This is a genomic window from Janthinobacterium sp. PSPC1-1 (assembly GCF_049897625.1).
In the GTDB taxonomy this organism is placed as follows: Bacteria; Pseudomonadota; Gammaproteobacteria; order Burkholderiales; family Burkholderiaceae_D; genus Janthinobacterium; species Janthinobacterium tructae.
In genome coordinates this window covers 91,476-108,301 of record NZ_JAFCWP010000001.1, presented here as the reverse complement: position 1 = coordinate 108,301, position 16,826 = coordinate 91,476, and the positions used below count along the sequence as shown (strand labels likewise).

The window sequence follows — 16,826 nt, the reverse complement described above, 5'->3', positions numbered from 1 at the left end:
CCACACCTTTGCCAGCCAGCCGCCAGCCATGCACAAGAACGCCAACCTTCCCCGCCCCGCCCCCGTCAGCCTGCGCAGCGCCTTCTGGTACTGGCTCAAGCTGGGCTGCGTCAGCTTTGGCGGCCCGGCCGGGCAAATCGCCATGATGCATGCGGAACTGGTGGAAAAGCGGCGCTGGATTTCCGAGCAGCGTTTCTTGCACGCCCTGAATTACTGCATGCTGCTGCCGGGGCCGGAAGCGACCCAGCTGGCCATCTACATCGGCTGGCTGATGCACCGCACGCGCGGCGCCCTGGTGGCGGGCCTGCTGTTCCTGCTACCCTCGCTGCTGCTGCTGATCGTCCTGTCCTGGCTCTACATGGCGTATGGCCACGTGGCCGCCATCGCCGGCATCCTGTACGGCATCAAGCCGGCCGTCGTCGCCATCGTGCTGGCGGCTGCCTGGCGCCTGGGCCGGCGCACCTTGCGCAGCCCCGGCCTGATCACCATCGCGGCGGCAGCATTTGTCGCCATCGCCGCGCTACAGCTGCCATTTCCGCTGATCGTGCTCGCCGCCGCCCTGCTGGGCATGGCGGGCGGGCGCTGGCTGCCGAGCCATTTTCATATCGGCGGCACGCAACATGGCGGCGCGGCCCGCTACGGTGCCGCCCTGATCGATGACGACACGCCCACGCCGGAGCACGCGCAGCTCAAATGGCCGCGCCTGCTGGGCACGGCCGCCGTGGGCCTGGCGCTGGCATTCCTCACCTGGCTAGGCCTGGCACTACTGGGCGGACGCGAGCAACCGCTGGCGCAGATGGGCGTGTTTTTCAGCAAGGCCGCCCTGCTCACGTTCGGCGGCGCGTATGCCGTGCTGCCCTACCTGGTGCAGGGCGCCGTCGACCACTACCACTGGATCACGAGCGCGCAGATGATGGATGGCCTGGCGCTGGGCGAAACGACGCCCGGCCCTCTGATCATGATCGTCGCCTTCATCGGTTTTGTGGGCGGCTGGAGCCATGCCGCAGGCATCGCCGGTGAACACCTGTGGCTGGCGGGCGTGTGCGGCGCCCTCGTCGCCAGCTGGTTTACTTTCCTGCCCTCGTTCATCTTCATCCTGGCCGGCGCGCCGCTGGTGGAAGCGTCGCGCGGCAATTTGCTCCTGAGCGCACCCCTGACGGCCATTTCGGCGGCCGTGGTGGGCGTCATCGCCAGCCTGGCACTGTTCTTTGGCCGCCATGTCTTCTGGCAAGAAAACCCGCTGCCCCACTGGGACTGGCTGGCGATGCTCATCGCGCTGGCGGCCGGCGTGGCGCTGATCAAGTTTCAAATGGGCACCATCAAATTGCTGCTCGCCTGTGCCATCTTCGGCCTCGTGCTATCGTAGCTGCCTTGACCGATTTAACGTAAGTGGTATCACCTTTCATGGCTGACAAGATTATCTACCTCGCCGAGGCCCGCAATGGAGCACCGGCGATCCCCGCGCGGCTGGAAAGCCCCAGCGGCAACGTGGCCGACAGCCTGGGCCGGCCCCTCCACGACCTGCGCATCTCGATTACCGACCGCTGCAATTTCCGTTGCGTGTATTGCATGCCGAAAGACGTGTTCGACAAGAACCACGTGTACCTGCCGCACACGGATTTGCTGTCGTTCGAGGAAATCACGCGCGTGGCGCGCCTGTTCGTCGCGCACGGCGTGGAAAAAATCCGCCTGACGGGCGGCGAACCGCTGCTGCGCAAGAATATCGAAAAGCTCATCGCCATGCTGGCCGAGCTGCGCACGCCCTCGGGGCAGCCGCTGGACCTGACCCTGACGACCAACGGTTCCTTGCTGGCCAGAAAAGCGCAAGCATTGAAGGATGCGGGCCTGAACCGCGTTACCGTGTCGCTCGACTCGCTCGACGACACCACCTTCAAGCGCATGAACGATGTCGATTTCGCCGTGGCCGACGTACTGCACGGCATCGATGCGGCGCACCAGGCAGGACTCGGCCCCATCAAGATCAATATGGTCGTCAAGGCCGGCATGAACGAGCAGGAAATCGTGCCCATGGCGCGCCACTTCAAGGGCACGCCCTACATCTTGCGCTTCATCGAATACATGGACGTGGGCGCCTCGAACGGCTGGAACTTGCAGGAAGTCATCCCGTCCGCCGAGGTGGTGCGCCGCATCGGTGCACACATGCCCTTGCTGCCCATCAACCCCAACTACGCGGGCGAGACGGCGGCGCGCTGGCGCTACGCCGATGGCAGCGGCGAAATCGGCCTCATTTCCAGCGTCACGCAAGCGTTCTGCGCCGATTGCAGCCGCGCCCGCCTCTCGACCGAGGGCAAGCTGTACACCTGCCTGTTCGCCAGCAGCGGCCACGACTTGCGCAGCCTGCTGCGCGGCGGCCGCAGCGACGCGGAAATTTCCTCGGCCGTGGCGCAGTTGTGGCGCGGCCGCGCCGACCGCTATTCGCAATTGCGCACCAGCCAGACGGATTTGACGGCCACCACGCTTGAGCACGGTAAAAAGAAAGTGGAAATGTCGTACATCGGCGGCTGAATCAGGCGCGGCGCGCGCCCGCCGCTGCTACCATGGCGCATGCCCCCATTTTCCTACCTGACATGATCAACACACACGACATTACCGGCCTGATCCTGGCCGGCGGCCTCGGCACGCGCATGGGCCAGCGCGACAAGGGCATGCTGCCCCTGCATGGCCAGCCACTGGCGCGCCACGTGCTGCAGCGCCTGGCGCCACAAGCAGGCCAGTTGGCCATCAGTGTCCACGCCGATGCCGGAGATTATGCGCGCTTCGGCCTGCCCGTCTGGCCCGACGTGCTGCCGGGCCAGCTGGGCCCGCTGGCCGGCATGCACAGCGGCATGCAGCACGCCAGCACGCCCTACCTGCTGACGGTGCCGTGCGATTCGCCCCTGCTGCCGCCCGACCTGGCAGCGCGCCTGGCCGCCGGTTTAATCGACAACGATGCCGACCTGGCCATCGCCGTCACCGAAGAGATCGACCCGGCCACGGGATCGACGTTGCGCCGCCCGCATCCCGTTTTCTGCCTCGTCAAGACTTCCGCCCTGCCCCAGCTCGATGCGTATCTGCGCAATGGAGAACGCCGCATGCGCACCTGGCATGGCCCCCTGAAGCTGGCCGAGGTAGTATTCGAGGATGGCGGCGCGTTCGGCAACATGAATACCCCGGACGAGCTGGCCGCCCTGCAGGCGCAGGGCCTGTCCGTGCCGATGGCGCAAGCCATCCTGGCCGACAGCGTCGCACCCGTCGCCGACGTGGAACAACTGCCGCTGCCGCAAGCGTTCGAGCGCATCCTGGCGGCCGACATCATCTCGCCCATCAGCGTGCCCGCGCACGACAATTCCGCCATGGATGGCTATGCGCTGCATGGGGCTGACCTTGGCGCCGACCTGGGCGGCAGTGTGCCACTGACCCTGGCCGTGGTCGACACCATCCTGGCCGGCCGCCCCGGCACCGTCAACGTTGAGCGCGGGCAATGCGCGCGCATCATGACGGGCGCCGTCATGCCCGACGGCTGCGACAGCGTGGTGCCGCAGGAACTGGTGCAGCAGGCCAGCGCAAGCAGCATCACGCTGGCGCCCGATTGCATCCGCCCCGGCGACAACCGCCGTTTCAAGGGCGAAGACTTGATGCAGGGCCAGCCGGCCTTGCTGCAGGGCAAGCGCCTGGGACCGGCCGAACTGGGGCTGCTGGCCTCCTTGGGCATCGCCACCGTGCCTGTGCGCCGGCGCCTGCGCGTGGCCTTCTTTTCCACCGGCGACGAATTGCGCTCGATCGGCGAGCAACTCGACGCCGGCTGCATCTATGACAGCAACCGCTACACCCTGCTGGGCATGCTGAGCCGTTTGGGCTGCGAAGTGCTCGACATGGGTATCGTCAAGGATGAGCCGCAAGCGCTGGAAGCGGCCCTGCGCGGCGCCTGCGCCAAGGCCGACGTCATCATCACCTCGGGCGGCGTGTCCAGCGGCGCGGCCGATTTTACGCGCGAGATCCTGGCGCGCCTGGGTGAGGTAGCCTTCTGGCAAATCAACATGCGTCCGGGCCGCCCCATGGCCTTTGGCCGGATTGCCAGCGAAGGCGGCACGGCCTTGCTGCTGGGCCTGCCCGGCAACCCCGTGGCCGTGATGGCGGCGTTTTATTTCCTCGCCCGCCCCACCCTGCTGCGCCTGATGGGCGCCGATGCGGACACGGCCACCCTGCCGCTGCTGCAAGTGGCGGCACAAGCACCCATCCGCAAGAAACGGGGCCGCACGGAATACCAGCGCGGCATCGTCGAACGGGGCGCGGACGGCCGCCAGCACGTGCGCGTGACGGGGGCGCAAGGCTCCGGCATCCTGCGCTCGATGACACAAGCCAATTGCATGATCGTGCTGCATGAAGCGCAGGGCAACGTGGCCACGGGCGACCTGGTCGATATCGTGCTGTTCCATGGATTGACCTGATGAAACATCTACTTCTGGCACTGGCCCTGCTGCAGGGCATGGTGGCGTACGCTGGCGATGTCCACAGCAATGGTTACACGGTGCGCTTCGACGAGCGCATCGAAACGGCGCCGGGCGACTTGCATGGCGCCACCGTGGGCCGCATCAGCATCGTGCGCGCCGCCGATCAAGGTCTCGCGTGGCAGGAAAACACGCCCTTGCAGCCGGGCTGCGGCGCCATTGCGGCCATCACCGTCCTCAACGACAGCTATGTGGCCCTGTGCGGCCACTTGGGCGGGCGCCATTACACGCAAAAGATCATCTTCATGCAAGGCAACTCGCCCAGCATGGTGAGCGTGGACCAGTTCGATTCACCGAGTGCCGTGCGCGTGGAGCGTAACGGATCGCTGGCCGTCGACGTCCTGCGGCGCGACCGCTTCCCTGGCGAGCTGACGGGTCCGCATTACTTTCCCACCGTGTACCGCTTGCACCACGATGACGCCACCTTCGGTTTCATCCCCAGCTTTGATGCCGATGCCGCCGAGCGCTACTGGCAGCACTTTCGCGCCACGCGCCAGGCGGCGCCAGCGGCGGACGTACTGCCGGAACTGCTGGCGTCGCTGCTGGCGGCGCAGGCCGGCAAGCAATCCATCTGTGCAGAACTTGCCACGCTCGCCGCAGATTTGCAGCAGGGACAACAGTACGAACAGTACGATATGCAAGGCGCGCGCACCTTGATGCGCAAGTGGCTGCACAAGCTGCCCGCCATCGGCTATCCCGCCTTCGATACGCAAGCCTGCCCGGGCCGCATCTAGATCGTTTCACCACCGCCTGCCGGCGGCGCATCCTTCAACACCCCACTGCCCTCTCAACCGGCCCGCCCAGCGCGGGCCGCTCGCATTGCCCCTTCACAATCAATTTCCCTGCACTGCTGTGGTTCGACTATCGAGATTAAAATATTAATTATTTCTTTAAGGAACATATTAATAAACACAACACTAATTGTAATTATTTTATTTATTTGTTGATACTACAGTTTCTTCGGTGATAACATTCGAACTTGCACAAAAATTCAATTTTGATATTGTTTTCACGAGGAAACTAATAATGAGACACCATTCATGGATCGCGGGCGCCGGCATGCTGGGAGTGGCTTGCCTGCTTGGCATGTTGTCCCTGGCGCCGCTGCCCGCCTATGCCAAAGGGTCCCCTCGGGCCGACGTGCTGGAGCATTGCAGCTGGAACCGCCCGGGCGCCGACCCGTTCATGGGAGATGTGGTGGCCGCAGTGGACAGGTACCCGGACATCGCGCCGCAGGTGCGCGAAGAATTGAAGGCGCGCATGCGTGCGCGCCAGTACGATGAAATCGTCGTGATCAGCCGCGACGCCATCCGCGGCAAGGGCCATTACAATGCGCGCATCAGCGACATGCATTTCGGGCCGGGCCGCGTCTGCCGCAATGTCACGCGCTCAGGCTGGAGCGAGCAGATGCAGGAAAGGGGACTCGTGTACTGCGTGCAGGGCGTTTGCATCCTCGTGCCCACCGTGTGCCGCAATGTCAGCCGCATCATGCGGGTGCCAGCGTCAGCGACGCCAGCCACCGGAGCCGCTCCCGGTGGCGCCGCGCCCGTTGCCGCCGGGCCCGCCGCCCCGGAAGCAGCAGGCGTGCCCGTGATCGATAATCCCGACGCCTTGCACGGCGGTTCCTTCACGGGCGCCGGCGCGCCGCCGGCCGTGGCGAGCGCTCCCTTCCTGCCCTTCGATTATGTGCGTACCGTCGGCGGTATCACGCCGCCAGCCGGCATGGGCGGCATGGGCGGCGGAGGTGGTGGTGGAAGCCTGCGGCCGGACCAGGGCAGCAGCATCATCGTGCCGCCCACCGTGATCCTGCCGACCCTGCCACCCACCGGCCCGACAGTCTTGCCGGCCGTGCCCGAGCCGCAAACATGGGCCATGCTGCTGGCGGGATTGGCACTGCTGGCCGGCGCCACGCTGCGCCGCCGGCCAGCGGCGGCCTGAACGCCGAGGGCGCTATTCGCCGTCCGCCTCGGCGGACAGCCCCGCGTCCGCCGCGCCCAGCAGCAAGGCGGCCGCCTCGCCCGGCAAGGCTTCCACGGATTTCAATTTGCGCGCCATCTGCCGGCTGCGCACTTCCGCGCTTTCGATATTCTTCGCCGCCTTTTCCAGCGTCAGCCGGGTTTGCGACAGCACGTCGCCGAACTTGCCGAACTCCGTCTTGACGGCACCCAGCACCTGCCATACTTCCGACGAGCGCTTTTCCAGCGCCAGCGTGCGGAAACCCATCTGCAGGCTGTTGAGCAAGGCCGTCAGGGTGGACGGTCCGGCAATGCTGACCCTGTGTACGCGCTGCAATTCGTCGGCCAGTCCCGGCCGGCGCAGCACTTCCGCATATAGCCCTTCCGTGGGCAGGAACAGGATGGCAAAGTCGGTGGTCAGCGGCGGCGCCAGGTATTTCTCGGCGATGGTTTTCGCCTCGCCCCGCACGGCCCGTTCCAGCTCGCGGCCGGCGACGGCCACGCCGTCCGCATCGGCCCGCTCGGCCGCGTCCACCAGACGCTCGTACTGTTCCTTGGGAAACTTTGCATCGATGGGCATCCACACGGGCGGACCGCCGTCGACCATGCCTGGCAACTTCAGGGCGAATTCCACGCGCGCGCCGCTGCCCGGCAGCGTTTCCACGTTCTTCGCGTACTGGTCGACAGTGAGTACCTGCTCCAGCAGCATTTCCAGCTGCACTTCGCCCCAGGTGCCGCGCGTCTTCACATTAGTAAGCACCCGCTTCAGATCGCCCACGCCCAGCGCCAGCTGCTGCATTTCACCGAGGCCCTGGTGGACTTTTTCCAGCCGCTCCGACACTTGCTGGAACGACGCACTCAAACGCGTTTCCAGCGTGGCATGCAGTTTTTCATCGACCGTCTTGCGCATCTCTTCCAGGCGCGCGCCGTTATCGGCCTGCAAGTCGCGGATCTTGTTTTCCAAGGTGGCGCGCACTTCCAGCATGCGCTGCGCATTCGATTCCGTCAGCTGGGCCAGGGTCTGGTTGGTGCTCTCGGCAAAGCGCGCCAGGCTTTGCGCCTGCTCCTCGCGCCCGACTTTCCCCTGCGCCTGCATCTGCGTGCGCAGGCTGTCGAGCTGTTGCAAGGTTGCCGCCTGGAATTGCGCCAGGCCGGCCGCCAGGTCTTGCCGGGTGGCTTGCGCCGACGCCTGCAACTGCAGCCGCACTTCGCGCTCGACCCGGTCGATGCGCTCCAGGCTTTGCTGCTGGTGCTGCTGCACCAGCGCCAGGGTGGTGGCGCCATCGCCGGCCGCGCCACGCGGGCGCAGCAGCAGCAAGATCAACAGGACGATGGCGACGGCGGCGGCGCCCAGCAGGCTGTAAAACTCGATTGGGCTCATGGGTGTCAGTCAGGTTTGTTGCGCATCCAGTCGGCCGTCTGATAGAACGATTCCATCAGGCGCACGCGCAGGGATTCTTCGATGCCCGTGTCTTCCATGGCCCAGGCCATGGCGCGCAGCCACTGGTCGCGCTCGCTGGTGCCGATGGCGTAAGGCAAGTGACGCGCGCGCAAGCGCGGGTGGCCGAATTTCTCGATATACAAATCCGGCCCGCCCATCCAGCCCGTCAGGAAGAAATACAGCTTGTCGCGCGAACCGTCCGTCGATGGCGGATGCATGACGCGGATGCCGGCGAACTCGGGCTCAAGTTCCATCAGATCATAAAAACGGTCGACCATTTCACGCAGCACGGGGGCGCCGCCGATGGTCTCGTACAGGGTGGGGGCAGTGGTATCAGTCATGGCCGCCATGATAGCGCAAGCATCGGCGCTCCATGCGCCACTAGCTCTCTCTGCCACAATAAATGGCAATATACTTGACCAATCAAGCTTATATCAACTACTATGCAATTTTAAACCAAGGACAAGAACAGCATGTCAGCCACTACCCAACCCCACTTGCTACGCAATACCAACTTCCGCTGGCTGCTGGGCGGCGGCCTCGTTTCCATGCTGGGCGACCAGTTCAGCATGCTGGCCCTGCCGTGGCTGGTGCTGAGCCTGACGAACGATAGCCTCAGCCTGGGCATCGCCGTGGCCCTGATGGGCGCACCGCGCGCCGTACTCATCTTGCTGGGCGGCACCGTCGCCGACCGTTACTCGCCCCGGCGCGTGATGCTGCTGAGCAAGTATGCGAACGCTGCCATCCTGCTGGCACTGGCGGGGCTGCTGATGCTGGAGCAGGCCAGCCTGGCACTCGCGTATGCGGCCGCGCTGGCACTGGGCATCGCTTCCGCCTTTGGCATTCCGGCCGGCACGGCCATCCTGCCGCAAGCCGTGCCGACGCAATTGTTGCAAAAAGCCAATGGCTTGCAGATGGGCACGCGCCAGTTGTCGCTGCTGGCCGGCCCCCTGCTGGCGGCGCTGGTGCTGGGCGCCCATGAGGGCGCGCAGAAAACCCCCATGGCGGCGCTGGCCGCCGCCTTTGTCATCGATGCGCTGACATTTGTGTTTTCTGCCTGGACCTTGCGGCAAGTCAAGCTGCGGCCACTGGCCGTGGTGGCGGCGCAGGGCATGTGGCGCGACATGGCCGCTGGCCTGGCCATGGTGTGGCGCGACCTTCCCTTGCGCAGCTGCTATGCGTACTGGGCGGTGGTGGCCTTCTTCGTCATGGGTCCGCTGCAAGTGGCCTTGCCCGTGCTGGCCAGCGAACGCCTGCACGGTGCTGCGGCGCTGGGACTGCTGATGGGCGCGCACGGCGCCGGCACCCTGGCCGGCATGCTGGCGTCCAGCCTGGGCGGCGCCTGGCTGCGCCTGCGTTTCGGCGCCACCCTGCTGGCCGTTGACGCCATTGTCGCCATCCTGTTGATGACGCTGGGGCAAATCGAAACAGCCTGGCAAGGCGCAGCCTTGCTGGCCGTCACCGGCCTGCTGGGCGGCTATGTGCAGGTGGCCATCTTTACGTGGATACAGCGGCGTGTGGTGCCCGCCATGCTGGGCCGGGCGATGGCCGTGTTCATGGGCATCTTCCTGGGCCTGGCGCCCCTGTCGGCGGCGGCCACGGGCGCGCTGCTGCGCCACCTGAGCGTGAGCGAACTGTTCTGCGCCGGCGGCGCCCTGCTGCTGGCCGCCGCCATCGCCGCCGCCCTGTTCACTGACATTGCGCGCATCGCGGCAACCGATTACGTCACCCAACCGTGAGGAAATTGCAGCATGGATAAAACACAGCAAGCTGCCCTGAAAGCGGCTTACCGGCAGCAAGCGCCAGCGCTGGGCATCATCGCGCTGCGCCACCTGCCCAGCGGATGCACCCTGCTCGAACGCAGCCGCAACGCCCCTGGTGCGCTGAACCGCCACCGCTTCGAACTCGCGCTGGGCACGCACCGCAACGCCCGCTTGCAGGCGGATTGGCGGCGCGATGGCGCGGCGGCCTTCCGCTTCGACATCATCGACACCGTCGATCAATCCGTCGATCCCGCCTTCGATGCGCAGGCCGAACTCGATGCCCTGCTGGCCCTGCACCGCGCACAGTGGCTGGAACAGGGGCAGCCACTGTATTGAGCAGTATTGCTTTACACTTGCGTACTCAAGCACTGCGCAGCCAACACCAAGGAAACCATGACCGATCACACTTCCCCGCCGCCGGACGGCGCCAGCGCGCTGGACTTTTGCCTGCGCCTGGCGCGTGCCCAGGCGCTGCTGGTGCGCCGTTTTGACAGCATTCTGGGCAATCTGCATGGCTTGAGCTTTGGCGATTATCAATTGCTGTACCACTTGCAGCGTGCGCCCGGTGGCCGCCTGCGCCGCATCGACCTGGCCGAGCGCCTGGCGCTGACGGCGTCCGGCATCACGCGCTCGCTGATACCGCTGGAGAAAATCGGCCTAGTGGCACGCCAGGCCGATGCGCGCGATGCCCGCGTCGGCTATGCCGTCATCACCGAGGCGGGGCAAGCCCTGCTGATCCATGCCGATGCGACGGCGCAGGCGCTGGGCCAGGAATTGCTGGGCAGCGCCAGCGCGGAGCAGCTGGCACCGCTGTCCCTGCTGCTGGCCGGCATCGCCGGCAGCCAGCCCAGCAACGGCTGACGCCCGCTCCTTACACCAGCGCCAGCTTGCGCAAACGCCGCGTCGACGGCCAGCGCGCCATGCCCGTCTCATCGCGGATGGCGGCGCAGGCGGCCAGCACTCTGGCGCGCTCGTCCTCGCGCAAGCCCGCATTCAGGGTCAGGCGCACCAGCGAGCGGTTCTTCGGCGTGGCCGGTGCGCAGAACACGGCGCCGTAGATGCCGTGCCGCTCCAGCGCCTTGCGCAGGATCAGGGTGTCGGGTTCAGTGCCCGCTTCCAGCGCGATGATTTGCTCGGTGCCGTCGCTGACGTTGTAGCCAAGCTCAGCCAGACCCTGGCGCAGCTGCACGCTGTGGCGGCGCAGGGCGGCGCGGCGGGCATCGGCGGCGCGGATGAAATCGAGCGCCGCATCGAACCACGCCAGCTCGTGTTCCAGCAGGCAGGAGCTGAAGATGGCGGGCCGCGAGGCGGACAGGAAATAGCCCTTGAAGCGGGCCGAACAGGTGATCAGCCCCGCGCGCCCCGCAAACGCCTTGGCCAGCGACGCCGTGCGAAAATGCACGCGCCCGGCCAGGCCCAGCTCGGCCACCAGGCCCGCGCCCTGCGGGCCGTGCGTGCCCAGCGAGTGCGACTCGTCGACGATCAGCATGCTGCCGCTGCGCTCGGCGATTTCCACCATTTCCAGCAGCGGCGCCACGCTGCCATTCGTGCTGTACAGCGCATCGACGACGATGATGCCGGGGCCATGCTTGTCGAGCTGGCGCTGCAGGTGAGCGCCATCGTTATGCAGGAAGGCCACGGGCACGGCTTGCGCCGATTGCACCCCTTCCCACAGCGAGGCGTGCGCCTGCATGTCCAGGTAGACGGGGATGCCGGGCCCGGCCAGGCTTTGCAGCAAACCCACGTTGGCGACCCAGCCCGACTGCGCCAGCACACAGGCTTCGCTGCCGAGATAGTCCGCGAATTTTTGTTCGAGCCGGTGCTGGCGGCTGCCTTCCTGCAAGAACACGGACGACATCAGCATGGCGCCGCCGCCTTGCAAGACGCGCGCCTGGGCCGCCAGCAGCACGGTCTCGCCGGCGATGTTCAGGTAATCATTACCTGCCAGCATGACCGCACGCGCGGGCATGGCTTGCCATTCGTGCAGGTGTTCGCCACCGAGCAGCTTCTCGATGCGCTCGACGTAATGTTCATCCATGCGTGCGCGCACGAAGGCAGGCATCTGTTGTTCAGCATGGATGGCGGGGGACGACAGGGGAAAAAGGGCGTGTGACATAGGGCACTCCTGATTGGTTGCGGGGGAACTACCGCGTCCAACATGCGCGAGCCATCCGACAAGAGATTGATACAGCTCAACAGTTATGCCGATATTCTGCTGATAAGGAAGGAACCCGCCGATCATGTTGCATTGACACGCCTCAACGAACACGTCCCCTGATCATGATGCACGTGCAGTCCCCTTCCGGAAAACGGTGGCAAGGCAAGCTGCTCCAGCCTTTCCTGCATTTCCACGACGCCATCGAACACACACCCGTGCGGCGCGCGCAGGTGCGCACCCTGGCCGTCATCGGCGCGCTGGGCATGCCCCTGTACTACGCGCTGTGGCATTATTTTTTTCCGCAAGAATACGAATCGCCGCTGCTGCGCAGCGTGGCGGCACTGCTGTTCCTGCCCGCGCTGTGGCCCGACCGCTTCAGTAATACCTGGTTCAGCGTGTACCTGTTCCTGGGGCTGACCTTCGAACTGCCGTTTTTCTTCACGTACATGTTCCTGATGAACCACGCCTCGGCGCTGTGGATGCATTCACTGCTGGTGGCGCTGATCGTGCTGTTTCATTTCGATACGCGCATCGCCGTGCTGGCCTACCTGAGCGGCACCCTGCTGGCCTGCCTGGCGTTTGCCGTGTTTGGTGATCCCGCCTTTTTGCTCAGCCGCGACGTCTTGCAGCAATTGCCCGTGCACTGGTTCACGATTGCCGTGCTGTCCGTGGTCAAGGTGGGGCGCCATGTGGGCGCACAAGAGAAACTGGCCGGGCTGGCAGCCGGACTGGGCAGCGTGGCGCACGAATTGCGCACGCCCCTCGTCAGCGTCGAGGCGAACGTGCGCGGACTGCAGCGCAAGCTGCAAGACCAGCCGCCCGACGCGGCCAGCCTGGAAGCGTTGGCGCGCATCCAGTTCGAAGTGCGCCACATGCACCACATGATCGATTTGTTCCTGCTCAGCGCCAGCGCCGTCAACCGCAAGCTCGAAGCGAACGAAGCTGTGGCCATGCACGACAGCGTGGCGGCCGTGCTGCGCCGCTATCCATTTACCAGCACGGCCCAGCGCGACATCGTCAAGGTCGAGGTGCGCGCCGATTTCACCTTTCCGGGCCAGTCGGAATTGTGCGTGGTTATCCTGCTGAACCTGCTGCGCAATGCCTTGAAAAGCATCCACCGCGCCGGCAAGGGCCGCGTGCGCATCATCATCGATGGCGCCCATCCCGTACCGCGCCTGCTGTTCATCGACACGGGCTGCGGCATCGCGGCCAACCGCCTGCCGCTGATCTTCGACCGCTTCTATTCGTATCCCGCGCACAACGGCAGCGGCATCGGCCTGGCCCTGTGCCGGCAAATCATGCAAGCCTGGCAGGCACGCATCCGCTGCGTGGCGCGCGAAGGCGCCTACGCCATCTTCGTGCTGGAATTTCCCCAGCCCCTGCCCGTGCCCACGCACCACCGTTTTCCATCCATCCACCGCGCGAGGTGACGCATGCAACTGCCCGTCTACACCCATCCGACCCTGACCGTATTGATCGACGACAGCGATTCCTTCCTGAAAAGCCTGGCATTCCAGCTCAATCCTAGCCTGGCGCGCAAGACTTTCCACGACACCAGCAGCGCCTTGCACTGGCTGCGCCACAGCACGCAACTGGGCGAGACACCGCTGCACGTCAATTTCGACACGCAAAACTTGCCGCCCGACCAGTGCAACGTGGCGCTCGATCTCGAACGCATCTGGCGCATCAGCGGCCAGGCGCAGCGCTTTGCCGTGCCCTCCGTGCTGGTGGTCGATTATTCGATGCCGCAGATGAATGGCCTGGAATTCTGCCAGGCCGTGCGCGACTTGCCGTGCAAGAAGATTTTATTTACAGGGGCGGCCGATGAAAAAGTAGCCGTGACGGCCTTCAACCGGGGCTTGATCGACCGCTACATCAAGAAGAGCGACGACGATGCGCTCGACATCCTGGAACTGGAAATCGTTGCCCTGCAACGCGAATTCTTCCTGCAGCAATCGGACACCGTACGCGACTTGCTATTACTGCACGACTACAGTTTCCTGCAAGACGAAGCCATGGCCGCCGTCGTGTACGAGCTGTGCCAGCGCCATGGCTTCGTCGAGTTCTACATCTTTCCCAATCCCTGCGGCATCCTGTTTTTCACGCGCGACGGCCATGCCAAGCTGATGATCATCGAGACGGAGCGCAGCCTGCACACGCAATATGAAATGGCGCGCGACAGCGACGCACCGGAATCCCTGCTGCTGGCCCTGCTGGAAATGCGCGTGATCCCGTACTTTTCCGACGCCGACAGCGACGGCATGTATGCGACGCACATCGGCGAAAACTGGTTCCGCTACTGCGCCGCGCCCACCATCTGTCTGGGCCGCGTGACGTATTTCTGGGCCCTGTTCGACGTGCCGGCGCACCAGTTGGGGCAGCCGGTCATGTCCTATGCGCAATTTTTGCGCGCGGGCGCGGGCGACAGCATCAGCGCGTAGTTGGCAACTTAGCCTTCCCGTAGCGTTTGCAGCGGCGGATGTTTCAATACATTGCGCAGTCCCAGCCAGCCGCCGGCGATGGCGCACAGGGCGCCGGCCAGTAAACCAAAGGCCCACACGCCCGGCGCGAAGCTCCAGGCGAACTTGAACTGGTAAGTGGCCAGGGCCCAGCCCATGGCGGCTGCGCCCGATGCCGCCAGCAAGCCGGCCAGGGCGCCCACCAGAGAAAATTCGATCAGCTGCGCCTGCGCCAGCTGGCGCCGCGTGGCGCCCAGCGCGCGCAGCAGGCCCGCTTCGCGCGTGCGCTCGTCCTGCGAACCCATCAGCGCCGCATACAGCACCAGCAAGCCCGAGGCCAGCGTAAACGCGAAGAGGAATTCGACGGCCGTGACCACTTGGTCCAGCACGCCCTGGATCTGTTTCAGCACGCCGCCCACGTCGACCACCGTCAGATTCGGGTAGTCGCGCAGCAAGGCATTGCCCAGGTCCGCCTGCGCAGGCGGCAAGTGAAACGCCGTGATCCACGTCTGCGGCGTGTCCGCCATGGCGGCCGGGTTGATGATGACAAAGAAATTGACGCGCATCGAACCCCATTCCAGCTTGCGCAAACTGGTAATGGCCGCCTCGACGGGCTGGCCGGCGATGTCGAAGCGCAGCTTGTCGCCCAGTTTCAGTTTCAATGTCTTGGCGATGCCCTCTTCCACCGACGCCTCAGCCGGCGCACCGGGCGCATTGGCGAACCACTTGCCGGCCACCAGCTTGTTTTCTTCCTGCATGGTGGCCATCGTCGACAGGTTGAATTCGCGCTCGGCCAGGCCCTTGGCGCGGTCATCCTCGTAGGTGGTTTCCGTGATGGCGTTGCCATTCACGGCCACCAAACGCCCGCGTATCATCGGATACAAAGGCGCATTGGCCACGCCGGCCTGCGCCAGGCGCGCGGCGATCGGCTCTTTTTGTTCCGGCAGGATATTGATCATGAAGCGGTTCGGCGCGTCCGGCGGCGTGGCATTGCGCCAGGCCACCATCAAGTCGCCGCGCACCACCGTCAGCAACAGCAAGGCCATCAGGCCCAGCGCCAGCGACACCACCTGGATCACGGTGGCGCCCGGACGGCGCTGCAAGGACGTGACGGCGAAGCGCCAGCCCTGGTGATTGAAGGCGCCGCGCAGGGTTTTCAGCGATTTGATGCCCAGCCAGCCGGCCAGGCCGAACAGGGCAAAGCCGCCCAGGAAGCCGGCCGCCGTCAGCAGCGCCAGTTTCACGTCGCCCGCCTGCCACAGGAGCAGCACGACGAAGGCGGCGATGCCCAAGCCGTAGGTGGCCAGGGCCAGCGCCTGCGGCGGCTCCTGCTCGCGGCGGATCACCCGGTTATGGGGAACATTTCGCAACTGCAAAATCGGCGGCAGGGCAAAGCCCAGCAACAGCAGCATGCCGGTGGCCACGCCTTGCAGCGCAGGCAGCAGGGAGACGGGCGGCAAGTCGCTCTGCACCAGCTTGCCCAGCAGCTCCAGCAGCACCAGGTGGCCGCCGAAACCCACCATCACGCCGATCAGGCTACCCACCAGGCCCACCAGTAAAAATTCGATCACGTACATGGCCGTGACCTGGTTTTGCGTCAAGCCCAGGCAGCGCAGCATGGCGCAGGCATCGAGGTGCCGCAGCATGAAGCGGCGCGCCGCCATGGCCACGGCGACGGCCGCCAGCATGGCCGACAACAAGCCGACCAGCGACAGAAAACGGTCGGCGCGGTCCAGGGTCGATTGCATCTGCGGACTACCCGATTCCAGCGATTCGATGCGCACACCTTTGATGGCCTGCGCCTTGATCTGGCTTTCCAGCCAGGCTTGATATTGCGCAAGCTCGGCTGCCTTGGCGGGCGGTGCCGACAGCAGCAAGCGGTACGACACGCGCGAGCCGTTTTGCACCAGCGCCGTGGCGGCCAGGTCGCTCAAGGGCAGCATCACGCGCGGGGCGAAGTTCAGGAACGAGGCGCCCCGGTCCGGCTCGCTGGCGATCAGTTGCGTGACGGTAAATGCCTTGTCGCCCAAGGTCAAGGTGTCGCCCAGCTTCGCGTTCAGGCTGGACAAAATCGCCGCGTCGACCCACACGGTGCCCGGTGCCGGCACCTGCTCCGTTGGCCTTCCCAGGGCATCCTGCGCTTCGTTCAGTTTGGTCGTGATTTTCAGCTTGCCCCGCTGCGGGTAGCCGGGCGAGACGGCCTTGAGGGACGCCAGCTGCGACAGCGACTGCTCACCCTCGCCCGCCTGCGCCATGCTGGGGAACGTCACCGTGTCGGCCAGGATAAAACCGCGCTTCTGCGCTTCGGCGCGCCACGCCGCATTGACGGGCTGGTCGGCGCTGATGACCAGGTCGGCCCCCAGCAGCTGGTGCGCGTCGCGGTTCAGGCCCGCGCGCAAACGGTCGACGAAGAAGCCCACGGCCGACAGGGCCGCCACGGCCACGATCAGGGCGACGAGCAGGAAACGCAGTTGCCCGGCGCGCCAGTCGCGGCCGGTCATTTTCAGGGAGAGGCGGAGCATGGGCGGCGGGTCTTTATGCG

At 65.4% G+C, this 16,826-nt stretch carries 14 protein-coding genes; 10 read left to right on the top strand and 4 right to left on the bottom strand.

Features of this window, described 5'->3' with window-relative positions:
• Positions 1–28 precede the first annotated feature (28 nt).
• From chrA to ACP7EG_RS00480, 5 genes are all read left to right on the top strand, one after another.
• Positions 29–1,366: a chromate efflux transporter gene (gene chrA / locus ACP7EG_RS00500; protein ID WP_426085991.1), complete on the top strand. Its 1,338-nt coding sequence runs from the start codon at positions 29–31 to the stop codon at positions 1,364–1,366.
• Positions 1,367–1,404: 38 nt separating this feature from the next.
• Positions 1,405–2,526: a GTP 3',8-cyclase MoaA gene (gene moaA / locus ACP7EG_RS00495; RefSeq protein ID WP_426085990.1), complete on the top strand. Its 1,122-nt coding sequence runs from the start codon at positions 1,405–1,407 to the stop codon at positions 2,524–2,526.
• Between the two features lie 62 nt (positions 2,527–2,588).
• Positions 2,589–4,448 carry a gephyrin-like molybdotransferase Glp gene (gene glp / locus ACP7EG_RS00490; protein WP_426085989.1) on the top strand — a complete coding sequence of 620 codons (1,860 nt, stop codon included), beginning with the start codon at positions 2,589–2,591 and terminating at the stop codon, positions 4,446–4,448.
• Positions 4,448–5,242, top strand: coding sequence for a hypothetical protein (locus ACP7EG_RS00485; protein ID WP_426085988.1), 795 nt, complete (start codon positions 4,448–4,450; stop codon positions 5,240–5,242). The genes glp and ACP7EG_RS00485 overlap by 1 nt, the downstream gene beginning before the upstream one ends.
• Before the next feature lie 292 nt (positions 5,243–5,534).
• Entirely contained in the window at positions 5,535–6,446 is a 912-nt protein-coding gene (locus ACP7EG_RS00480; protein ID WP_426085987.1) for an MHFG family PEP-CTERM protein, read from the top strand.
• A 12-nt stretch (positions 6,447–6,458) separates the two neighbouring features.
• On the opposite strand, the gene rmuC is transcribed toward ACP7EG_RS00480, so the two are convergent.
• Both rmuC and ACP7EG_RS00470 read right to left on the bottom strand, forming a co-directional pair.
• Positions 6,459–7,844 (bottom strand): DNA recombination protein RmuC, encoded by a 1,386-nt coding sequence (gene rmuC, locus ACP7EG_RS00475; RefSeq protein ID WP_426085986.1) that lies wholly within the window; start codon positions 7,842–7,844, stop codon positions 6,459–6,461.
• Between the two features lie 5 nt (positions 7,845–7,849).
• On the bottom strand, positions 7,850–8,245 hold the full coding sequence (locus ACP7EG_RS00470) for a group II truncated hemoglobin (RefSeq protein ID WP_034754244.1): 396 nt from the start codon (positions 8,243–8,245) through the stop codon (positions 7,850–7,852).
• Between the two features lie 132 nt (positions 8,246–8,377).
• Here ACP7EG_RS00470 and ACP7EG_RS00465 point away from each other — a divergent pair, with 132 nt between their 5' ends.
• Genes ACP7EG_RS00465 through ACP7EG_RS00455 form a run of 3 tightly spaced genes read left to right on the top strand, consistent with a single transcriptional unit; the run spans position 8,378 to position 10,528 of the window.
• Entirely contained in the window at positions 8,378–9,643 is a 1,266-nt protein-coding gene (locus ACP7EG_RS00465; RefSeq protein ID WP_426085985.1) for an MFS transporter, read from the top strand.
• 12 nt (positions 9,644–9,655) lie between these two features.
• Positions 9,656–10,003 carry a GIY-YIG nuclease family protein gene (locus tag ACP7EG_RS00460; RefSeq protein ID WP_071075822.1) on the top strand — a complete coding sequence of 116 codons (348 nt, stop codon included), beginning with the start codon at positions 9,656–9,658 and terminating at the stop codon, positions 10,001–10,003.
• Positions 10,004–10,060: 57 nt separating this feature from the next.
• Positions 10,061–10,528, top strand: coding sequence for a MarR family winged helix-turn-helix transcriptional regulator (locus ACP7EG_RS00455; protein WP_426085983.1), 468 nt, complete (start codon positions 10,061–10,063; stop codon positions 10,526–10,528).
• Between the two features lie 10 nt (positions 10,529–10,538).
• On the opposite strand, the gene cqsA is transcribed toward ACP7EG_RS00455, so the two are convergent.
• Positions 10,539–11,783, bottom strand: coding sequence for an alpha-hydroxyketone-type quorum-sensing autoinducer synthase (gene cqsA / locus ACP7EG_RS00450; protein ID WP_426085981.1), 1,245 nt, complete (start codon positions 11,781–11,783; stop codon positions 10,539–10,541).
• Between the two features lie 167 nt (positions 11,784–11,950).
• Between cqsA and ACP7EG_RS00445 the strand changes: the two genes are divergently transcribed.
• Positions 11,951–13,255 carry a sensor histidine kinase gene (locus ACP7EG_RS00445; protein ID WP_426087112.1) on the top strand — a complete coding sequence of 435 codons (1,305 nt, stop codon included), beginning with the start codon at positions 11,951–11,953 and terminating at the stop codon, positions 13,253–13,255.
• Between the two features lie 3 nt (positions 13,256–13,258).
• Positions 13,259–14,266 carry a response regulator gene (locus ACP7EG_RS00440; protein WP_426085980.1) on the top strand — a complete coding sequence of 336 codons (1,008 nt, stop codon included), beginning with the start codon at positions 13,259–13,261 and terminating at the stop codon, positions 14,264–14,266.
• Positions 14,267–14,274: 8 nt separating this feature from the next.
• Here the strand turns inward: ACP7EG_RS00440 and ACP7EG_RS00435 are convergent, their stop codons facing one another.
• A complete protein-coding gene (locus tag ACP7EG_RS00435; RefSeq protein ID WP_426085979.1) occupies positions 14,275–16,806 on the bottom strand; it encodes an ABC transporter permease in 2,532 nt (843 codons plus the stop codon).
• Positions 16,807–16,826: the final 20 nt, after the last annotated feature.